Raw genomic sequence first — 17,477 nt, 5'->3', positions numbered from 1 at the left:
CCTACCTCGTTTTTTTAGCCTTTCTTCTCAGTTTCAACGGGTAATGTAGGGGATCAGGTGTGTTTTAGAGGAAATTTTTATGTATAATTTTATGTATAGTTTGATAGTTAAAGTTTTTTTTTATAGTTCAAGTTTATAGTTAAAGCTTGAGCACTATTTTGTGGTCTTAATTTTTCAGCAACAAATAGTACAACTCTCCTGTATCATTAATCAGCCCTGCCCGATTACCTGCCAATTTACCAGTACCCATAAATATATCCACTCGACCCGGCCCTTTAATCGCACTACCAGTATCCTGATCCAACACATAGCGACTGACCAGCCTAGATTCCAACTGACCCACAGCATTGGGATAAGGAATACTAGTTTGGATAAGGGCCAAGGCTCCTGGAGGCATGATAGATTTATCCGTAGCAATCGAGCGCTCAGGCATTACTGGCAAACCAAGACTACCGGTAGCAGGTGCCCCCCTGGTTTCGCGAAAGAACACAAAACTTTTATTGCGGGGTAAATATTGACTCAGTTCCGTCGGTGAAGTGCGGAAATAATCGATCACCGCAGGCAGGGTCAGTCCTTCTAGCTCGATCTTGCCATCGTTAACCAGTTGTCCCCCGATACTAGTGTAGGGATGACTCGTCTTACCGGCATAGCCCACGCTCATCAAGGTGCCATCCGGCATTCTAACTCGCGCTGAACCCTGAACGTGAATCAAAAACGCCTCTAAGCGATCGCGTAACCAAACTAGTTCTTTCCCTCGTAGTGGGCTATTTTTCCCTAAACCATCCCATCCTTCCAATGCCGCACGGGTTGGGTGAGGTTTTTGCCAACGTTGGAAATCAGAAGGTAGTCGGTAAAGGGGATAGCGATACTCAGCACTAGGTGTGCGACTCCCAGCATACACTGGCTCAAAATAACCCGTGAACCCAACAGTTCCCTGATTGTCCTTCCCCACACTCTTGTAAAAGACAAACTCTTGTTGGATAGCAGTTTGCAACGCTTGAGGAGTAGGGGACTTGATCAGCAGTTGCCGAAAACGGACTAGAGAACGACGGACGCGATCGCGAGTTACTCCTGGTACGGAATAGTTTTGGTAAGCTTTAGCCGCACTAGGGGTTTTCAGATAACGCAAGCTATTGTCTATCGCCCTCAACATCACTCGCCAGTCCCCTGACTGAGCACCAGGACGCTTCCACAGCTGTTCATCTAAACCCAATGGATCCTGATTGAACTGAACAGTTTCTAGTTGAACCGCTTGCAGCGGAACACTAGCAACTGCAGCACCACTAATTGGTAGGAGGGCTATTCCTATGGTTAGGGAAATCCGAGTCAGAGTTTTGCTCATACTTGCCAAGAATTCAATCACCAGCTATTGCCCAGTCAAAGCAGTCAAGCTGTATTAAAAACGTTCGACGCTACCAGAGAAAATAGGTTCCACCCGCATAGCAGTGATACGAGCAGGACGTACAACCATGTACTCCCCTTGAACATTTTTAATGGGTACGCTAATGAAGTCTTCAGAGTTAGATTTTGGGATAAGTTCGCCACTATACCACTTTTGAAACTCTTTAATTGTGGCAAACCGTACTTCTTCCCGGTGACCACTTGACAAAAGAATGTGAACAGCGTACTCGTCTGGGGTTCTTGGCATAGAAAATTCTCCTTAATCCATGCCAACTATTATCAGCGACCTTGAAGGGGAAGGCAAAAAGTCATTGATCCAAGTTCACAGGGATTCCCAATACACCAAATCCCCTTACACGTCCTTTGTCCTTTATCCACCAGTTTTGCTTGAGACTTACAGACTACTTAAGTTGATAAATTAAACCGTTGCAGCAAATTTTCCATCACCGTTGGCAACATTTGGCGCAGTTCCTGTGGACTTTGGTAGATCAGCTGCTGGTAGCTAGGCAGATCAAAAGGGAACTGCCCTGGTAAATCTGGTCGTTCCATCTTTACCAGCAAAATCTGTTCTGTCGGCTTAGCCGTTAAAGCATAGCCGATTTCCACACAAACATAGGGACTAGGGATCACTAACGGTTTGTTTTCCGTTGCTAGACCAGCCACCGGGGTTCCATCAGCAATGAATACCAGACTTTTGCGGATTTTGCGCATCTGGGTACTCCCCAGGCGCATTGGTTGACCAATTGGGCGTCGGGATTCTTCTAGGGTTAGGGGTAAACGCGATCGCTGATTAAAAGTGTCTAGGGTATCTGACAGGGTGCTACGCAAAGCCTCACTAGAGGCACTGTATTCAGTCTGGTAACTCACAAAGATTATTGGCGACAATTGTGCCATTACCTCTCGCTTCGTGAAGTAAATCTCGTGAGAAATCAAGTCAATATTGGAAATGGCATAGCCCCCACTACCTTCTATGTAGAAATCCACCCTTTCCCCTGCTAGGTAGCGCTTAAACCATTCAGAGTTTTTCACATCCTGGCTATCATCCAAAAAATCTGCTCTTAAGCCTGACTTAAGCAAACTATTTTTGCTCAAACGCAGGTCATGGTGGCGTTTCTCCAATTCTTTGATGGGTTCGTATTTCTGGAGATACCAGGCTTTTAGGGCAATAATGGCCATGATGTTTTCTAATAGGCACGGTTTCCCGACGCCTGCAGCTAAAATTCTCGTTTCGGAATTTTAGCAGTAACAGGTGATATCTTCACCACATTCATCGGCCAGATAAGACAGTGCTCGGAAGCGCAGGGCTACCACTTCATCATAGACAGGATTGAGTTTACACAATGGTGGAATCCGAAGTAGAGTGCGATTGAACAGTTTAATCTGCCGTTCAAAAGGACACTGGGCTGGAATTAGTCGGCACAGACGGTGGGCTAATTTGGGGTTATCAACCTCAATTTGGTTCAGCCACTGCCGTAATGACTCCAGCAGATCAAAAGTCTTCCTGGTCTTGCCGAGTAAGGCAGGAATTGTAATCTTGGAGGAATCTGTTCCTGGGTTAATCCAAACTCGGCTTGTAATGATTAGCTTACTTATTGTATAATCAGATACACTCATGTCTTTTACCTGTGATACTACTAGTAGGCGGTAATCCAGTCGCCTGTAATATAACTACACAAGATATCTTTCTCATACCGGATTGACAGAGGATCATTTTTATGTATATCTTGCCAGAGCAAGATAACACCCCCCCCTCTGCCTGAGGAGAGCCGATCTTGGTGGTTATTACAGGCATACCGCCTTTTTTTTGTCCTTACCCTATCCCTATTGGAATAGGGTCTTTTCGCCGCTGGATATCAGCAGCTGATCTTAAAATCGAATTAAATATATATAGTCAATCGACACAAACATGACTAAGTTAGTGTAAACCAGGTAAGCTAATACCCATTTACGCTACTCAATTGGAGCCATTGGTGCGCGATAGTTCCGAAGGACATAAACTGAGCTTTTGGTTTAGTACTCCAGCGTCAGCTCCTTCGCTACAGGGGCATCAAAGCTGATAGCTGGCAAAATGCGGAGCTTTGAAAGCAGCACGCTTAAAGCATAGTTGACTGTTAAGGGTTAAGCATCAACTGCCAAAAAGCTGTTACCAATTCCAATAGATCAGTTAAATGTGTACTAGCGTATTTGTTAAATTAGCTGATCTGTGTAATTAACTGCATCTACTGATATGCTGCCAAGATCCGTAATGACCAAGCTTGGTCAGTCTTACGGAAGTTTGGCAATTTGGCAATAGGGATTGAGTAATCACACTGATTAGAATAACTCATCACACTGATTAGAATAACTCATCAGTGCCTCTAATGTCATAAAAAAAAAGACTGACTTCAACATTTAGTTGTTTCCTGAGTGTTGAAGTCAGTCTTGTTGGGAATTAAGGACGAAAAGAAGGCAACAGGGACGCCAAGGGCGAACAACCTTCACCCTTCTGCTTATGATGCCACCTTAGCAGTAGAGCGCCGACGCCGTGTACCTGTGACCTTAACTGGTGGTTCCTCTGGAGTTTGCAGCAAGAAAACCATCAGGGGACGACTCCTGAGTTCCCGGCGAGCTAAACGCTGGAGGTCCGCTTCAATTTGCTTTTGCAAGCCTTCCCAATCAATTTCAGTCGGTTTCTCTGTCAAGGATTTATCAAAATCTGACCAGCGATCGCTTAATGTCCGTTCAATTCTTTTGATCACCAACTGTTGCAGGAGGGATGTTTCTAACGGTGAGACCACACCCCGCAGATGAATTTCTGGCTTGGCAAGGAGTTTGCCATCCCAACTGATTGCTGCAGCTACAGTCACTACTCCATCTCCAGCCAACTGCTGACGTTCTTTCATAACATTGTCATGAACAATACCAGTGCGGTCTACCAGTTCAATACCTGAGGGGACGTTACCTGTAATACTAATGCTGTCCTCAGATAACTCCACCACATCCCCATTGTCGGTAATCACAGTATTTTCCACAGGGATGCCCATACTATGAGCCATCTTGGCATGCTGAACTAGCATCCGATGTTCACCATGAACCGGCATAAAGAATTTTGGTCGTGTTAGAGCCAACATCAGTTTATGGTCTTCCTGAGCACCATGACCAGAAACATGAATGCCATGCTTACGACCATACACAACATTGGCTCCCAGCTTCATTAACCGATCAATGGTATTGACCACCGCAATTGTATTACCAGGAATGGGGTTGGCAGAGAAGACAACTGTGTCCCCTGCTTGGATTTGAATTTCTCGGTGTTCCCCTTTAGAAATGCGAGTCATTGCGGCTAGCGGTTCACCTTGAGAACCCGTTGTCAGAATCAGGATTTTTTCTGGCGCTATATTTTTAACTGCTTTTAACGGCTCAAACAAGTCATCTGGGCATTTAATGTAACCCAAGGTGCGAGCTTGGGCAATCACATTCAGCATGGAACGACCCACAATTGCCACCTTCCGGTTTTGTTTTTGGGCGATATCCAGGACTATACTTATCCGGTGAACTGAGGAGGCAAAGGTAGTCACTAGGACTCGTCCTGGTGCTTGGGCAATGGCCCGTTCTAGATTGGGATAAACCGAACGTTCAGATGGAGTATGTCCGGGAACTTCGGCGTTAGTCGAGTCACTCATCAAGCACAAGACCCCTTTTTCCCCATGTTCCGCTAGTCTTTGGAAATCGAAGAATTCTCCATCCACAGGGGTATGGTCAACTTTGAAATCACCTGTATGGATAATCACACCCAGTGGCGTATGAATGGCAATGGTAAAGCTATCAGCAATCGAGTGAGTGTTGCGAATAAATTCTACAAGGAATGAAGAACCGATACGTACCGTTTCACGGGGCATTACACGTTTCAATTCCGTGTGGTCAGCTACACCAGCTTCTTCTAGCTTGCCTTGAAGTAATGCCATGGCTAAGCGGGGTCCATAAATCACGGGAATATCAAACTGCTTTAAATGATAGGGAATGCCACCAATATGGTCTTCATGACCGTGAGTGACAATCATGCCCTTGATTTTGTGACGATTTTCCCGTAAATATGTCATATCGGGGAGGACGATATTAATTCCATGCATCTCATCATTAGGGAAGCCAATCCCAGCATCTAAGAGCAGGATTTCGTCATTGAATTCAAAAACACAAGTGTTCTTGCCAATTTCATGGAGTCCGCCTAGGGGAATAATTTTTAAAGCTGGTTTAGATGTTTGCTTAGTCATTTGAATCCTCTGAGTTTTTTTGCTAGTAAAAAAATGAAAAAACTGTTCCCAATTACCTTTGATTTGATCTATATAAGATCAAATCAATCACACAGATAAAGCAATGAATGAATGATGTATAGCTTTTTTAGATCAACTAATTATTAGCAAATAAACGGTAAAATAATAGAAACTAAAATAATAGTAAAAAATTAGGGATAAAGAAAGCCAAAATTCAATAAACAATTAATATATCACTAATCTCCCTCCCAATCCCTAACATAGTCTTCGCTAAGGATTCAGTCATCTTTCCTACCTTACAAAGCGAAGATAGATCTGATGAAAGGGAATTGGGACAAAATGAGTAATTATTTAAATTAAATCCAGCTCAATCAGAACCTCCTTTAAACGGGATTTTAATTCAGAGGGTAGCTCGCACAGCGGTGAGCGAAGACTACCCACCTGCCAACCTTGAAGTTCTAGTGCTGTTTTGATCGGGATAGGATTGGTAGTACAAAAGAGTACTTTAAATAAGGGAAAAAGCTTGAGGTGAATTTGAGTAGCCTCACTAGTTTTCCCCTCCTCAAAAGCTTGAATCATCTGTTGGATTTGGGAACCAACCAGATGACTGGCTACACTAACTACACCTGATCCTCCTAGTGCCAGGGTGGCTAGGGTAAAGGAGTCATCGCCAGAATAGATGGCAAAATCCGGTGGGGTTAAACGCCTAATTTGACTAGTCTGTTCGAAGTCGCTAGTAGCCTCTTTGACAGCTACGATATTAGGAATTTGGGCTAAACGAGCAATAGTTTCCGGTTGCAGATTTTGTCCTGTGCGACCCGGTACATTGTAGAGCATCAGGGGAAAGTCAGGACTCGATTTTGCGATCGCTTGGAAATGTTTGTATAGTCCTGACTGTGGCGGTTTATTGTAATACGGTACAACTTGTAATGATCCATCTAACCCTAGTTTAGCAGCTTTTTCAGTAGCAGCGATCGCTTCTTTTGTAGAATTTGAACCCGTTCCAGCAATTACCTTGGCTTTACCTGCAACTGCTTTTTGGACTACTTGGAATAGCTGGTACTCTTCATCCCAAGTAAGGGTAGGAGACTCCCCAGTGGTGCCACATACCACCAAAGTATCTGTCCCATTGTCAACCAAATGAGCTGCTAAGTGCTCTGCCACAGCATAATTGACGCTGCTATCTTCCCTAAACGGCGTAATCATCGCCGTTAGCACACGTCCAAAATTGACCACCCTTTTCTAACTCCTCATTAATTATTGGTCATTGGTCATTAGCCATTATTCATTAGTCATTGCTCTTTGGTCTAGCTTCTGTGCCAGAAGATTTTTTGCTGCCTACAAAGGACTAAGGACTAGGGACTAAGGACTTTAGCAAATTTTTGGCTACCAATAACTCAGCAATTTGCACTGCATTCAAGGCAGCACCCTTACGAATCTGGTCTCCACTCAACCAAATTTCGATACCACAAGGGTGAGAAAGGTCTTGTCGAATCCTACCCACTAGTACTTCGTCATTACCGGACGCATCAATAGGCATAGGGAAGTAGTTCGCCTGCCAATCTTCTACTAGTTTTACTCCAGGGGCAGTGGCTAATACTTCTCTTGCCTTAGCCACTGGCATGGGTTGGTCAAATTCTAGGTTAACTGCTTCTGAGTGAGCACGCAGTACGGGAACCCGTACACAGGTAGCACTAATTTTTAACTGTGGAGCCTTAAATATTTTCCGGGTTTCATTGACCATCTTCATTTCTTCCTGACAGTACCCCTGCTCATTTAAGGGGGAGTTGTGGGGGAACAAGTTAAATGCCAGGGGATAAGGAAAGCTTTCTGTTGGTGGTGTTTCTCCTTTCAAAATTGCCTGAGTCTGTAATTTTAATTCTTCCATTGCTTTCATTCCAGCACCACTAGCGGATTGATAAGTAGCTACCACTATCCGTTTTACTGGCTGTACCTGATGTAATGGCCATACTGCCATACCCATTAAAATCGTAGTGCAATTGGGATTCGCAATAATTCCTTGATGATTTGCTGCTGCCTCTGGATTGATTTCCGGAATCACTAGAGGTACTTGTGGATCCATCCGAAAGGCACTGGAGTTATCAATGACCACTGCACCACTTTCTACAGCAATAGCCGCCCAAGCTTTCGACGTTGCCCCCCCAGCTGATGCTAAGACCAAATCTACCTGATCAAAAGAGTGCTCTCCCACCGCTTCCACTCGTAACTTTTCTCCCTGAAAGGGGATGACACGACCAGCAGAGCGGGGTGAGGCTAACAGCTTAAGGTCAGCCAGTGGGAAATTTCGGCTTTGCAAGAGTAACCGTAGTTCTTCACCTACAGCACCAGTTGCGCCTAAGATGGCAAGGCGAACTTGACTAGACAAATGACTTTCCTCCACTCATTCAATTCAACATACTTAATCTTTTGATAATTTAATCAGTAGACTTCGCGACAGTTGTCAGGAGATAGGATACAGGAGACATAAAACAGTAACAATAATTGACGAAAACAGTATCAAAAAAATACTTTTGCCAGAGGTCTAGTGCATTCTTTAAGAGTATCTAAATTTTTTTCACCTTACTAGGTATTTAACCTCTGATAACGGTTCTGTATAGCAGGTAACCGCTATAAAAATTGATCCAAAATGTGATAATAAGGAAGAATTACGACCATATTAGAGCTGATTCGTCAAGTAAATCTTAAGAAGTATGAAAGCCTTGCTATGATTGTCTTTTGGGTATTAAATAGTTCAAATGTTCTATTTGAGCCCAAGCCTTATCCTACAATGATTACAGCGAGTTTACGAATCAGCTCTTAAGCCTTGATTTTCAGGACTATTGCACTTTTTTATCAATATTGTTGTAAATAATGCCTCCTTATTGATTCTTTCCCTTACCCTGTTCGCTATAGCCCATTGGCGTCTTAATAAAATGCCTGGAATGCCCAAATATTAATAAACTTATCAATTAGCGCGAGTTTAATCCCTCACACTGCCCTATTAAGCTCAGGCCAGAGTCATCGACTGGCGTGTTAGGTACACTTAAAAAGCTCTGATCGACTAAGAGCTTGCTTAAAGGCTGTAGTAACCACCTATAGATAGTATTCTCTACTGCCGTAAAAGAACTGGTAGATGTGCTTAACGCTTAACTGGTTGTTAGAATCAGCATACCATAATTGCTTTGGATTCTCCCGTCTAGTTCCATCCGAGGTAGAAATTGTCCATCTGTATCGATACTCGATAACCATTAATTTTCACCTCTACTCCTTTGGAGATCGGCGTTTTGACTCAAACCCCTTGAGAAATTCGTCCCTTGCGACTTTGTTGCCAAACCCTTTGATGAGAACCACCGCCGACTAGGGCAACTAGTGCATGTGGATAAATACCTTGGCTGACACAATGTAAATCTTTTTGGTGAATTTTGTTGGTCGAAGCAGGCAACACCTAAAGTAATATAGGAGTCCCCAGGTCGAATCTTTGATTCAGCCAGGTTGACTATCCATTGTCCCGACTCATTAAACAATTAACTCTTCACACCCAAGCGTCAATGAAAGTAACTCAGGAAAAACTTCCCGCTAGCCAGGTTGGTCTGGAAATTGAAATTCCAGCTGAAACGACCAAACAAGCCTATGAAAAGGTTTTACAGAACCTTTCCCGTACAGTCAAAATTCCTGGGTTTCGCCAAGGGAAGGTACCCCGTCAGGTTTTGCTACAACGTCTTGGTGCCCAACAGGTAAAAGCTGCTGCCATCGAAGATTTGCTCGATAGTAGTCTAAAGCAGGCGATTGAGCAAGCCCAAATTGAGGCACTAGGGAACTATAATTTAACCTCTACCTTAGAAGATTTGCTCAGCCAGTTCAAACCTGGAGAACCCCTAACCTTCAGCGCATCGGTGGATGTGCCACCAGTGGTCAATTTAGGGGAATACAATGGCTTAAGTGTGAAAGCTGAGGAAACTAAGGTTGAACCGGATGCCGTCGGTAATTTTCTCGAACAACGGCGTGTTGAGCAGGCTACCTTAGTACCAGTCGAATCACGCCCAGCCCAGATGGGAGATGTGGTCGTGGTGGATTACGTCGGTCGATTTACTGGTGATAGCGAAGAGGATGAAGGCTCAGTAATACCTAACGGTGAGGCTAAGGATTTTGAAATTGAACTTGGGGAAGGCAAGTTCCTAGAGGACATTCTTCAAGGCATCGTTGGTATGAATCCTGATCAGATTAAAGAAGTACCAGTGAATTTTCCTGAAGATTACCCCCTAGAAGATTTAGCTGGCAAGTCATCGGTCTTTAGCATCACCCTAAAAGAAATCAAGGAAAAAGAGCTGCCAGAGTTAGATGACGACTTCGCTCAAGAAGTTAGTGATAAAGAAACCTTGGCAGAGTTACGGGAATATTTACAGCAGGAGTTTCAGGAAAAAGCTGATCAAGAAACCCAAGCCAGCAAGGAGGAGGCTTTAATCAACGCTCTGCTGGAAAACGTTGAAGTTGACTTGCCTGAAACGCTAATTGACCAGGAACTCCAAACAATTTTGACCCAAACAGCCATCCAGATGCAACAGTTGGGCATGGATGTCAAAAGGCTGTTTACCGAAGAGAATCTACCACAGCTGCGAGAAAGATCACGTCCTGATGCCATCCAAAGCCTCCGACAATCCCTAGCCCTTAAGGAAATAGCTACACGTGAATCCCTAACCGTTGAAGATTCCGAAATACAAGGGAAAAGTAAAGAATTGATGAAGGAGTTGGCTGGTCAAGAGGTAGATCCGGATCGGCTGCGGGAATTCGTCGAGTCCGATTTGCTCAAACTCAAAGCCATTAAATGGTTAGAAGATCACGCTACTATAGAGCTGGTTCCCAAAGGAACCATCACCGAAGAAGAAACTGAAGCAGAAGACACGGCCGTTACAGTAACCGAGCTAGAAACAACGGATGCGGCTTCCCAGACTATTGAAGTACCAGCTGAACCTGTTTCTGAGTAAATCGTAGCGTTGGCCTTGTTGGTGATCTGCCCAGGGTAGAAGGTAGCGAGTTGCTAAGGTGTTGTGCATTTAACTTTGTATAATTCTGAGACTGAAACCCAAGGCTCAGCTTAGATCCCTTAGAAGAAACACGCCTTAGCTCAACAGCTTAGGCTTATAGATAAGCCTCAACTCTATAACCGTCAACTGTTGCACCAACAAGCAAACAGTTAAGGCATAATAGTTTCTATAGAGACTTTGACTTTATGCCTATTCGTGCCCTTGTTAGATAGCACCTTTATTAGTAAATCCAGAGGTCTTGACGAATTGTATCCTATGCTGCAATCTGTGTCCCCTCATTCCTCAATCACCAGCTTAAGTTCTCTAGACCAATACCAAATCACCTCCAGTAGTACTGTTGTACCAATGGTGGTAGAGCAGTCTGGAATGGGAGAACGAGCATTTGACATTTATTCGCGGCTGCTGCGAGAACGCATTGTGTTTTTGGGAACCCAGGTCGATGATGTGGTAGCTGACTCAATTGTTGCCCAACTGTTATACCTAGAAGCTGAAGACCAGGAAAAGGATATCCAATTGTATATCAACTCCCCAGGTGGCTCGGTAACTGCAGGGATGGCAATATATGATACGATGCAGCAAGTGCGCCCTGATGTGGTTACCATATGCTATGGCTTAGCTGCTAGTATGGGCGCATTTCTCCTAGCAGGGGGAGCTGCTGGTAAACGGATGGCATTGCCCAATTCTCGGATTATGATTCACCAGCCCCTTGGCGGTGCTCAGGGACAAGCGGTGGATATAGAAATTCAAGCTAAGGAAATTCTATACCACAAGCAAACCCTTAACGAATTACTGGCTAATCACACCCGTAAACCAGTGGCTCAAATTGCCGAAGATACCGAACGCGACTTTTTCATGTCAGCGGCGCAAGCTAAAGACTATGGTTTAATTGACCAGGTGATCTCCCGGCAGAATCTTCCTAACCAGGAAGCAGCTGTCGCTTCTATGTAGAAAGAGGCTTCTTATGTCTAAATACGACTCCCATCTAAAATGTTCCTTCTGCGGTAAGTCTCAAGAGCAAGTACGCAAATTAATTGCTGGCCCCGGAGTCTATATTTGTGATGAGTGTGTTGATTTATGTAATGAAATTTTAGATGAGGAGTTACTCGATTCCGGTGCGCCTGCTCCCCAGCCTGCTCCTCGACCAGAACCTGCCAAGAAACGTCGTCCCCGTGCTAACCGCATTTCTATGAATCAGATTCCCAAACCCAGGGAAATTAAACGGTATCTAGATGACCATGTGATTGGTCAGGAGGAAGCCAAAAAAGTTCTGTCAGTTGCTGTGTACAACCACTACAAGCGCCTAAGCTTGCTCCAATCTAAAGCTCAGGGTCAGGGTCAGGGAATAATGGATGATGGCATAGAGCTACAAAAGTCCAACATTCTTCTAATTGGTCCTACTGGTTGTGGTAAAACATTACTCGCCCAAACCTTAGCCAAAATATTAGATGTGCCTTTTGCTGTGGCAGATGCCACAACCCTGACAGAAGCTGGTTATGTTGGGGAAGATGTAGAAAACATCTTACTGCGACTATTGCAAGTGGCAGATCTGGATGTAGAGGAAGCCCAGCGGGGGATTATCTATATCGATGAAATCGATAAGGTAGCCCGCAAGAGTGAAAATCCCTCTATTACCAGGGATGTTTCTGGGGAAGGAGTCCAGCAAGCATTACTGAAAATGCTAGAAGGAACCATTGCTAATGTGCCCCCTCAAGGTGGACGCAAACATCCTTATCAAGACTGTATTCAGATTGACACCAGCAATATTCTGTTTATTTGCGGTGGCGCGTTTGTTGGTCTGGAGAAGGTGGTCGAGCAACGCCTAGGCAAGCGTTCCATGGGATTTATTCAGCCTGGAGAGCATAACTCGAAGGAAAAGCGAACAGCAGATATTCTGCGACACTTGCAGCCAGATGACTTGGTTAAATTCGGCATGATTCCCGAGTTCATTGGTCGTATACCAATGGTAGCGGTCATTGAACCCCTGGATGAGGAAGCCCTGATGGCAATTTTGACAGAACCCAAGAATGCACTGGTAAAACAGTATATAAAGCTGCTGAAGATGGACAATGTCAACTTGGAGTTTATGCCAGATGCAATTCGAGCGCTGGCCCAGGAAGCTTACCGTCGTAAAACCGGTGCTAGGGCGTTAAGGGGCATTGTGGAAGAATTGATGCTGGAAGTGATGTACGAGTTGCCTTCTCGTAAGGATGTCACTCGCTGTACAATCACTAGGGAAATGGTAGAGAAGCGCTCAACTGCTGAACTATTGGTTCATCCTTCTTCATTGCCAAAGCCAGAATCAGCATAGTAGTAATTTATCATTGGCCAAAACCAAATTTATCGGTTGTTAATTGTTAATTGTTAATTGTTAATTGTTGATTGTTGATTTTCAATTAACAAAGGACAAAGATCACAAAATGCCTTACATTCAAATTCGGGGTGTAGAACACTACTATGAATGGGTAAAGAAGTCAACACCTTGTGGAAATAAACCTGTGATGGTCTTTATCCATGGCTGGTGTGGCTCGTCTCGCTACTGGGAAAGTACCGCTAAAGCTCTATCCAATACTTTTGACTGCCTCCTATATGACCTAAGGGGGTTTGGTCGGTCAAAATTGCCCCAACAGGGGACAAACTTGACCTATGAGATGGAGGACTATGCTGAAGATTTAGTGGTGTTGTTAGATACCCTGGGACTTGATCGTATCTATATCAATGCCCACTCCCTAGGGGCATCTGCTGCTACAATGTTTCTCAATCGTTATCCTGGGCGGGTTGAACAGGCAATTTTGAATAATAGCGGTATTTTTGATTATGACGAGAAATCCTTCACCGCTTTTCACAAAGTTGGTGAGTTAGTAGTTAAGTTCCGCCCCGGTTGGTTGTTAAATATTCCCTTAGCCGGTACCGTGTTCATGATGCGATTTTTGCACCATCCCCTACCTAGGGCAGTGAGCCGGGTTTTTTTGGCAGATTACCTAATGGCTGATTATGAAGCAGCTTTGGGAACAATGCTGACTGCGGTTAGTAAGTATGCGGCTGAGGTAATGCCTAATAAGTTCGCTCAGTTAAAGGTGCCAACCCTGCTAGTTTCTGGTGAATACGACAAAATTATTCCTTCAGCACTAGGGCGTAGAGCATCACAATTAAGTCAAAACGTCAAGTATGTTGAAATTCCTGATACAGCTCACTTTCCGATGTTGGAGGCTCCAGGGGTTTATCTAGAGCAGGTACTGGAGTTTATTTGTGTGAGCTGAGGCTTAAAGAAATTAGTACTCTTCGGGTGAAATAAGTGGTTAGTGCTCAGAATACTCAACACCACAGGAATAGGTTAAAAAATCAGGAAACCCCCAACCTGTAAAAGCTGGGGGCGGTGATCAGGGTGCATCTACTACTTCCTTATTCGATTAGGTGTGACCCTTCTCCGGAAAGATTTTGATAGTGAGTTCGCTTCAAGATAGTATCATCGGCAATGGGCTATCATCGGCAATGGGCTGACGGGGAGATGGGGAAATAAGCTAGTATGTATGACGGCAACTAGGTCTTTCCAGATTAGTGTGCCCAGGCTACTGATGTTAATTTTTATTAATAGCTCAGTAATTTCCTTAACTTACTGAAAAATATATTTAGGAATTTACAGCAAGTTGTGAGTAATATTATCTCTGGTAACCGAGTTAGAACAGAGACATAACTGCTGAAAATGAGCAAGGGAGATGGGCTACTCAAGTTTATTTGGCTCCATCATCCCTCCCCCATCTACATCAGGGAGCAATATTAATATGGCAGATCTGGTTCAGAATCTAGTTGAAACGGAAGTCAAGCAACACCAAAACAAGACTGCAGGAGATGACCCTTTCCAGCCTCAAGCTTGTAAGTATCGCCAAAGTAAGTTAAAAAATATACTAAAAACACTGCAAAACACCTTAGCAATTTGTCAAACTAACGAAGATTTGACTGGTCAAGTGGATACTCTCAAACGCATTGGGTTAGTTCATTGCCGTTTGGGAGAGTATGCCTGGGGCATCAAGTGTCTCCAGCAAAGTTTACAAATGGCCAATGATGTTGGTTCGCCCAAGAGTGTAGGGGTCATTCTTCATCATCTCGGAATGGCTTATTGCAAGACTAACCAGGATGATAAGGCATTTAAGGTTTATCTAAAAGCATTGAGGATTTTCCAAAAAACTCAAGATCACTCAGAAATTGCTAAAATACTTAATCACCTAGGGGAAATTCACAATAGCTGGCATCAACCAGTGCTGGCTCTGAGATGCTTTCGCCAAGCCATGAAGATTTTTCAAAACTTAGGCAATTCAGTTGAGGGCGAAGGCAGAGCACTGGAAAATATAGGGGAAGCTTATACCCAGCTTGGAAGATACCGTCAAGCTCTTGCTGTCTTGGAGCAAGCCCTAACCATTCACGAAAAAAAAACATCCTCTCGTTACTCTAGTCGCAAGTTAACTACTCTTGAGAGGATTGGCACAGTTTACTTCCGACTAGGTGAGGAACTACGGGCATTGGATTTCTATCATCAAGCTTTGGAGATTGGTCAGCAACTGAGTAAATCACTTCATGGTAACACCAGAAGCTTGGATTATATCGGAGCGGTTCACTACCACTTGGGAAATTACCCCCATGCCTTAGCGTATCACTTACAAGCCTTAAGACTTTGGCAAGAAATCGCCCATCCTGGGGAGGGGGAGAGCTTGTTCCATGAAAAGGCTGAATTTTCTCAACTCAGGACAGTTTATAACTGTCTGGGTATATCTGAGCAAGGGGTGCAGTGCAGCCAACAAGTACACAAGATGATCATTAACTGTGGTTACCGAGTTAGTGAAGAAGAGATTAGCCAGTATCTTAGTCACGGTGGAACGATAAACCATAACGTAGAATGATTAATGCCTGGTAGCCTAAAGACTCGTTACAATAAAGATTCAAACCCCCAATAATTTCCATTTAACGACAATTAGATAATTATCGATAAACAGCAAAACTGTGAACTGGCAGAGCCGATTTACCTATAAGCTGTAAAGCATCTAGTTTATGAGACACTCTAAGCTAAATCTTGGGTTACAGCCTGATAATTATCTTTCTTGACGATGCACAACAACTTAACACCAAGCAAAATTAGGAGTCAAACGTAAGCAATGGCACAAGCAACTGAGTCACAGCAAAAAGGTATTCAACTGACAGATAAAGCCCTAAAGCATGTTTTAGCCCTGCAACAAAGCCAAGGAAAAGACCTTTACCTGCGAGTTGGTGTTCGCCAGGGAGGCTGTTCAGGACTGTCTTACATGATGGATTTTGAAGAACCTAGTAACATTCGGGAGAATGATGAAATCTTTGACTACGATGGCTTCAAAATAATCTGTGATCCAAAAAGTCTGCTTTATCTCTACGGTCTGGTACTGGATTACAGCGATGCTATGATTGGTGGTGGCTTCCAATTCACCAACCCCAATGCCAATCAAAGCTGTGGCTGTGGTAAGTCGTTTAGCGTTTAGGGGATTGTTAGTTGAAAGTCTGTCAGTTCAAGACCACCACCAAGGACTAGAGGAATTAGGCAGTTGCGCTATATAGGTTCGCGCTTATAGGTAGCGCTATATCTAGTTAGGGCGCAAGGCTTGTAACCCTACAATAGATTAGGCTTGAGCCAGAGATTTTGGGTAAGTCCTAGACTAATAAGTAATGACTAATGACTAACGACTAACAGCTAATGACTAAAACATCACTATTTGGTCTGAAGGCAGATCATTTTCGTCATCCCCTAGATTTGGAAGCAACCACAGCCCTGAAACAGTTGCCAGGGATAGACTTGGTGGTGCGAAATTTACTAGGTCCTGTGGCGGAACAGTTTTTTTACCTGAACAATATCGCTGCTAGTGTCTTGGTGGGGCAAAATCAACTGCCCCATCTTCATAAACTACTCGAAGATGCCTGCACAACTTTAGATTTAGAGCCGCCTCAGCTTTATGTGCAGCAAAATCCTGCTCCCAATGCCTATACCTTCGCTATGCGGGGTAAGCAGCCTTTCATTGTCTTGCACACCTCTTTAATTGATCTGCTGACACCAGAGGAAATTCAGGCGGTTATTGCCCATGAACTGGGTCATCTCAAATGTGAACATGGGGTGTACCTGACACCGCTCAATATCATGGTATTAGCTGCTAGTTTAATTCCGAATTGGGGGATGCTCATTGCTCAAAGCATACAGGAGAAGATGTTAGAGTGGCTACGATGTGCGGAATTTAGTTGCGATCGCGCTGCTTTACTGGCTACTCAAAATCCGAGAGTGGTCATGTCTGTATTGATGAAACTGGCTGGTGGTTCCCCAACTCTGGCACCACAACTGAACCTAGATGCGTTTATCGCTCAAGCTAGGGCTTACGACAGCGTGGGTGATACTGAGGTGGGTCAAGTACTCCAACAATTGCAGATCTCTCAACTGAGCCATCCCTTACCTGTACTACGGGCGCGAGAAATTGACCGGTGGGCAAGTTCTCAATCTTATCAGTCCTTGTTAAATCAGCAGCTAATTAGTTATAATAATGGAGATGCCCAAACGGGCGGGTGGCGAAATTGGTAGACGCACCACACTCAAAATGTGGCGGCCTTATGGTCATGAGAGTTCGAGTCTCTCCCCGCCCACTGTAACTAAGGGGCTAGCAACTGTTGACGATTTTCTACAAATATCTTGCAGTATCTACAAAAATATGTTAGACTTTGATTAGGAATCTAGTGTCAAAGAAAACATTCTGGTTCCTTGAATTGAAGCCGAAAACCAAAG

General features: G+C 44.1%; 15 protein-coding genes and 1 tRNA gene. 8 read left to right on the top strand and 8 right to left on the bottom strand.

What is annotated here, in order from left to right:
• Positions 1-166: 166 nt before the first annotated feature.
• The 8 genes from F6K53_RS20310 to F6K53_RS20275 all read right to left on the bottom strand — a co-directional run bounded on the left by F6K53_RS20310 (position 167) and on the right by F6K53_RS20275 (position 8,900).
• Complete coding sequence (locus F6K53_RS20310; protein WP_293043134.1) at positions 167-1,342, bottom strand: murein transglycosylase A; 1,176 nt, start codon at positions 1,340-1,342, stop codon at positions 167-169.
• 54 nt (positions 1,343-1,396) lie between these two features.
• Positions 1,397-1,648 carry a hypothetical protein gene (locus F6K53_RS20305; RefSeq protein ID WP_075902058.1) on the bottom strand — a complete coding sequence of 84 codons (252 nt, stop codon included), beginning with the start codon at positions 1,646-1,648 and terminating at the stop codon, positions 1,397-1,399.
• A 158-nt stretch (positions 1,649-1,806) separates the two neighbouring features.
• Entirely contained in the window at positions 1,807-2,577 is a 771-nt protein-coding gene (locus F6K53_RS20300; RefSeq protein ID WP_293021092.1) for a hypothetical protein, read from the bottom strand.
• Between the two features lie 60 nt (positions 2,578-2,637).
• Positions 2,638-3,015, bottom strand: a complete 378-nt coding sequence (locus F6K53_RS20295; protein WP_070394323.1) for a Mo-dependent nitrogenase C-terminal domain-containing protein — start codon at positions 3,013-3,015, stop codon at positions 2,638-2,640.
• An 875-nt stretch (positions 3,016-3,890) separates the two neighbouring features.
• On the bottom strand, positions 3,891-5,651 hold the full coding sequence (locus tag F6K53_RS20290; protein ID WP_293021094.1) for a ribonuclease J: 1,761 nt from the start codon (positions 5,649-5,651) through the stop codon (positions 3,891-3,893).
• A gap of 351 nt (positions 5,652-6,002) precedes the next feature.
• Positions 6,003-6,887, bottom strand: coding sequence for a 4-hydroxy-tetrahydrodipicolinate synthase (gene dapA, locus F6K53_RS20285; protein ID WP_293021095.1), 885 nt, complete (start codon positions 6,885-6,887; stop codon positions 6,003-6,005).
• 112 nt (positions 6,888-6,999) lie between these two features.
• Positions 7,000-8,037, bottom strand: coding sequence for an aspartate-semialdehyde dehydrogenase (locus tag F6K53_RS20280; protein ID WP_293071032.1), 1,038 nt, complete (start codon positions 8,035-8,037; stop codon positions 7,000-7,002).
• A gap of 707 nt (positions 8,038-8,744) precedes the next feature.
• The gene (locus tag F6K53_RS20275) at positions 8,745-8,900 is read right to left on the bottom strand and encodes a hypothetical protein (RefSeq protein ID WP_293081817.1); all 156 of its coding nucleotides are present in this window, start codon (positions 8,898-8,900) and stop codon (positions 8,745-8,747) included.
• A gap of 299 nt (positions 8,901-9,199) precedes the next feature.
• Here F6K53_RS20275 and tig point away from each other — a divergent pair, with 299 nt between their 5' ends.
• The 8 genes from tig to F6K53_RS20235 all read left to right on the top strand — a co-directional run bounded on the left by tig (position 9,200) and on the right by F6K53_RS20235 (position 17,338).
• Positions 9,200-10,633, top strand: a complete 1,434-nt coding sequence (gene tig / locus F6K53_RS20270; protein ID WP_293071030.1) for a trigger factor — start codon at positions 9,200-9,202, stop codon at positions 10,631-10,633.
• Between the two features lie 315 nt (positions 10,634-10,948).
• Entirely contained in the window at positions 10,949-11,641 is a 693-nt protein-coding gene (gene clpP / locus F6K53_RS20265) for an ATP-dependent Clp endopeptidase proteolytic subunit ClpP (RefSeq protein ID WP_293021169.1), read from the top strand.
• 13 nt (positions 11,642-11,654) lie between these two features.
• Positions 11,655-13,001, top strand: coding sequence for an ATP-dependent protease ATP-binding subunit ClpX (clpX, locus tag F6K53_RS20260; RefSeq protein ID WP_293021101.1), 1,347 nt, complete (start codon positions 11,655-11,657; stop codon positions 12,999-13,001).
• A 109-nt stretch (positions 13,002-13,110) separates the two neighbouring features.
• Positions 13,111-13,950: an alpha/beta hydrolase gene (locus tag F6K53_RS20255; protein ID WP_293021103.1), complete on the top strand. Its 840-nt coding sequence runs from the start codon at positions 13,111-13,113 to the stop codon at positions 13,948-13,950.
• A 456-nt stretch (positions 13,951-14,406) separates the two neighbouring features.
• Positions 14,407-15,585: a tetratricopeptide repeat protein gene (locus F6K53_RS20250; RefSeq protein WP_293021104.1), complete on the top strand. Its 1,179-nt coding sequence runs from the start codon at positions 14,407-14,409 to the stop codon at positions 15,583-15,585.
• 252 nt (positions 15,586-15,837) lie between these two features.
• On the top strand, positions 15,838-16,194 hold the full coding sequence (locus tag F6K53_RS20245) for an iron-sulfur cluster assembly accessory protein (RefSeq protein WP_070394331.1): 357 nt from the start codon (positions 15,838-15,840) through the stop codon (positions 16,192-16,194).
• Between the two features lie 212 nt (positions 16,195-16,406).
• Positions 16,407-17,276, top strand: a complete 870-nt coding sequence (locus F6K53_RS20240) for a M48 family metallopeptidase (protein ID WP_293067721.1) — start codon at positions 16,407-16,409, stop codon at positions 17,274-17,276.
• Positions 17,255-17,338 (top strand) — tRNA-Leu (locus F6K53_RS20235). The genes F6K53_RS20240 and F6K53_RS20235 overlap by 22 nt, the downstream gene beginning before the upstream one ends.
• Positions 17,339-17,477 lie beyond the last annotated feature (139 nt).

The organism is Moorena sp. SIO4A1 (genome assembly GCF_010672065.1).
GTDB lineage: Bacteria > Cyanobacteriota > Cyanobacteriia > Cyanobacteriales > Coleofasciculaceae > Moorena.
Note: the sequence above shows the minus strand (reverse complement) of the source record. Positions and strands in the feature narration are given on the sequence as shown.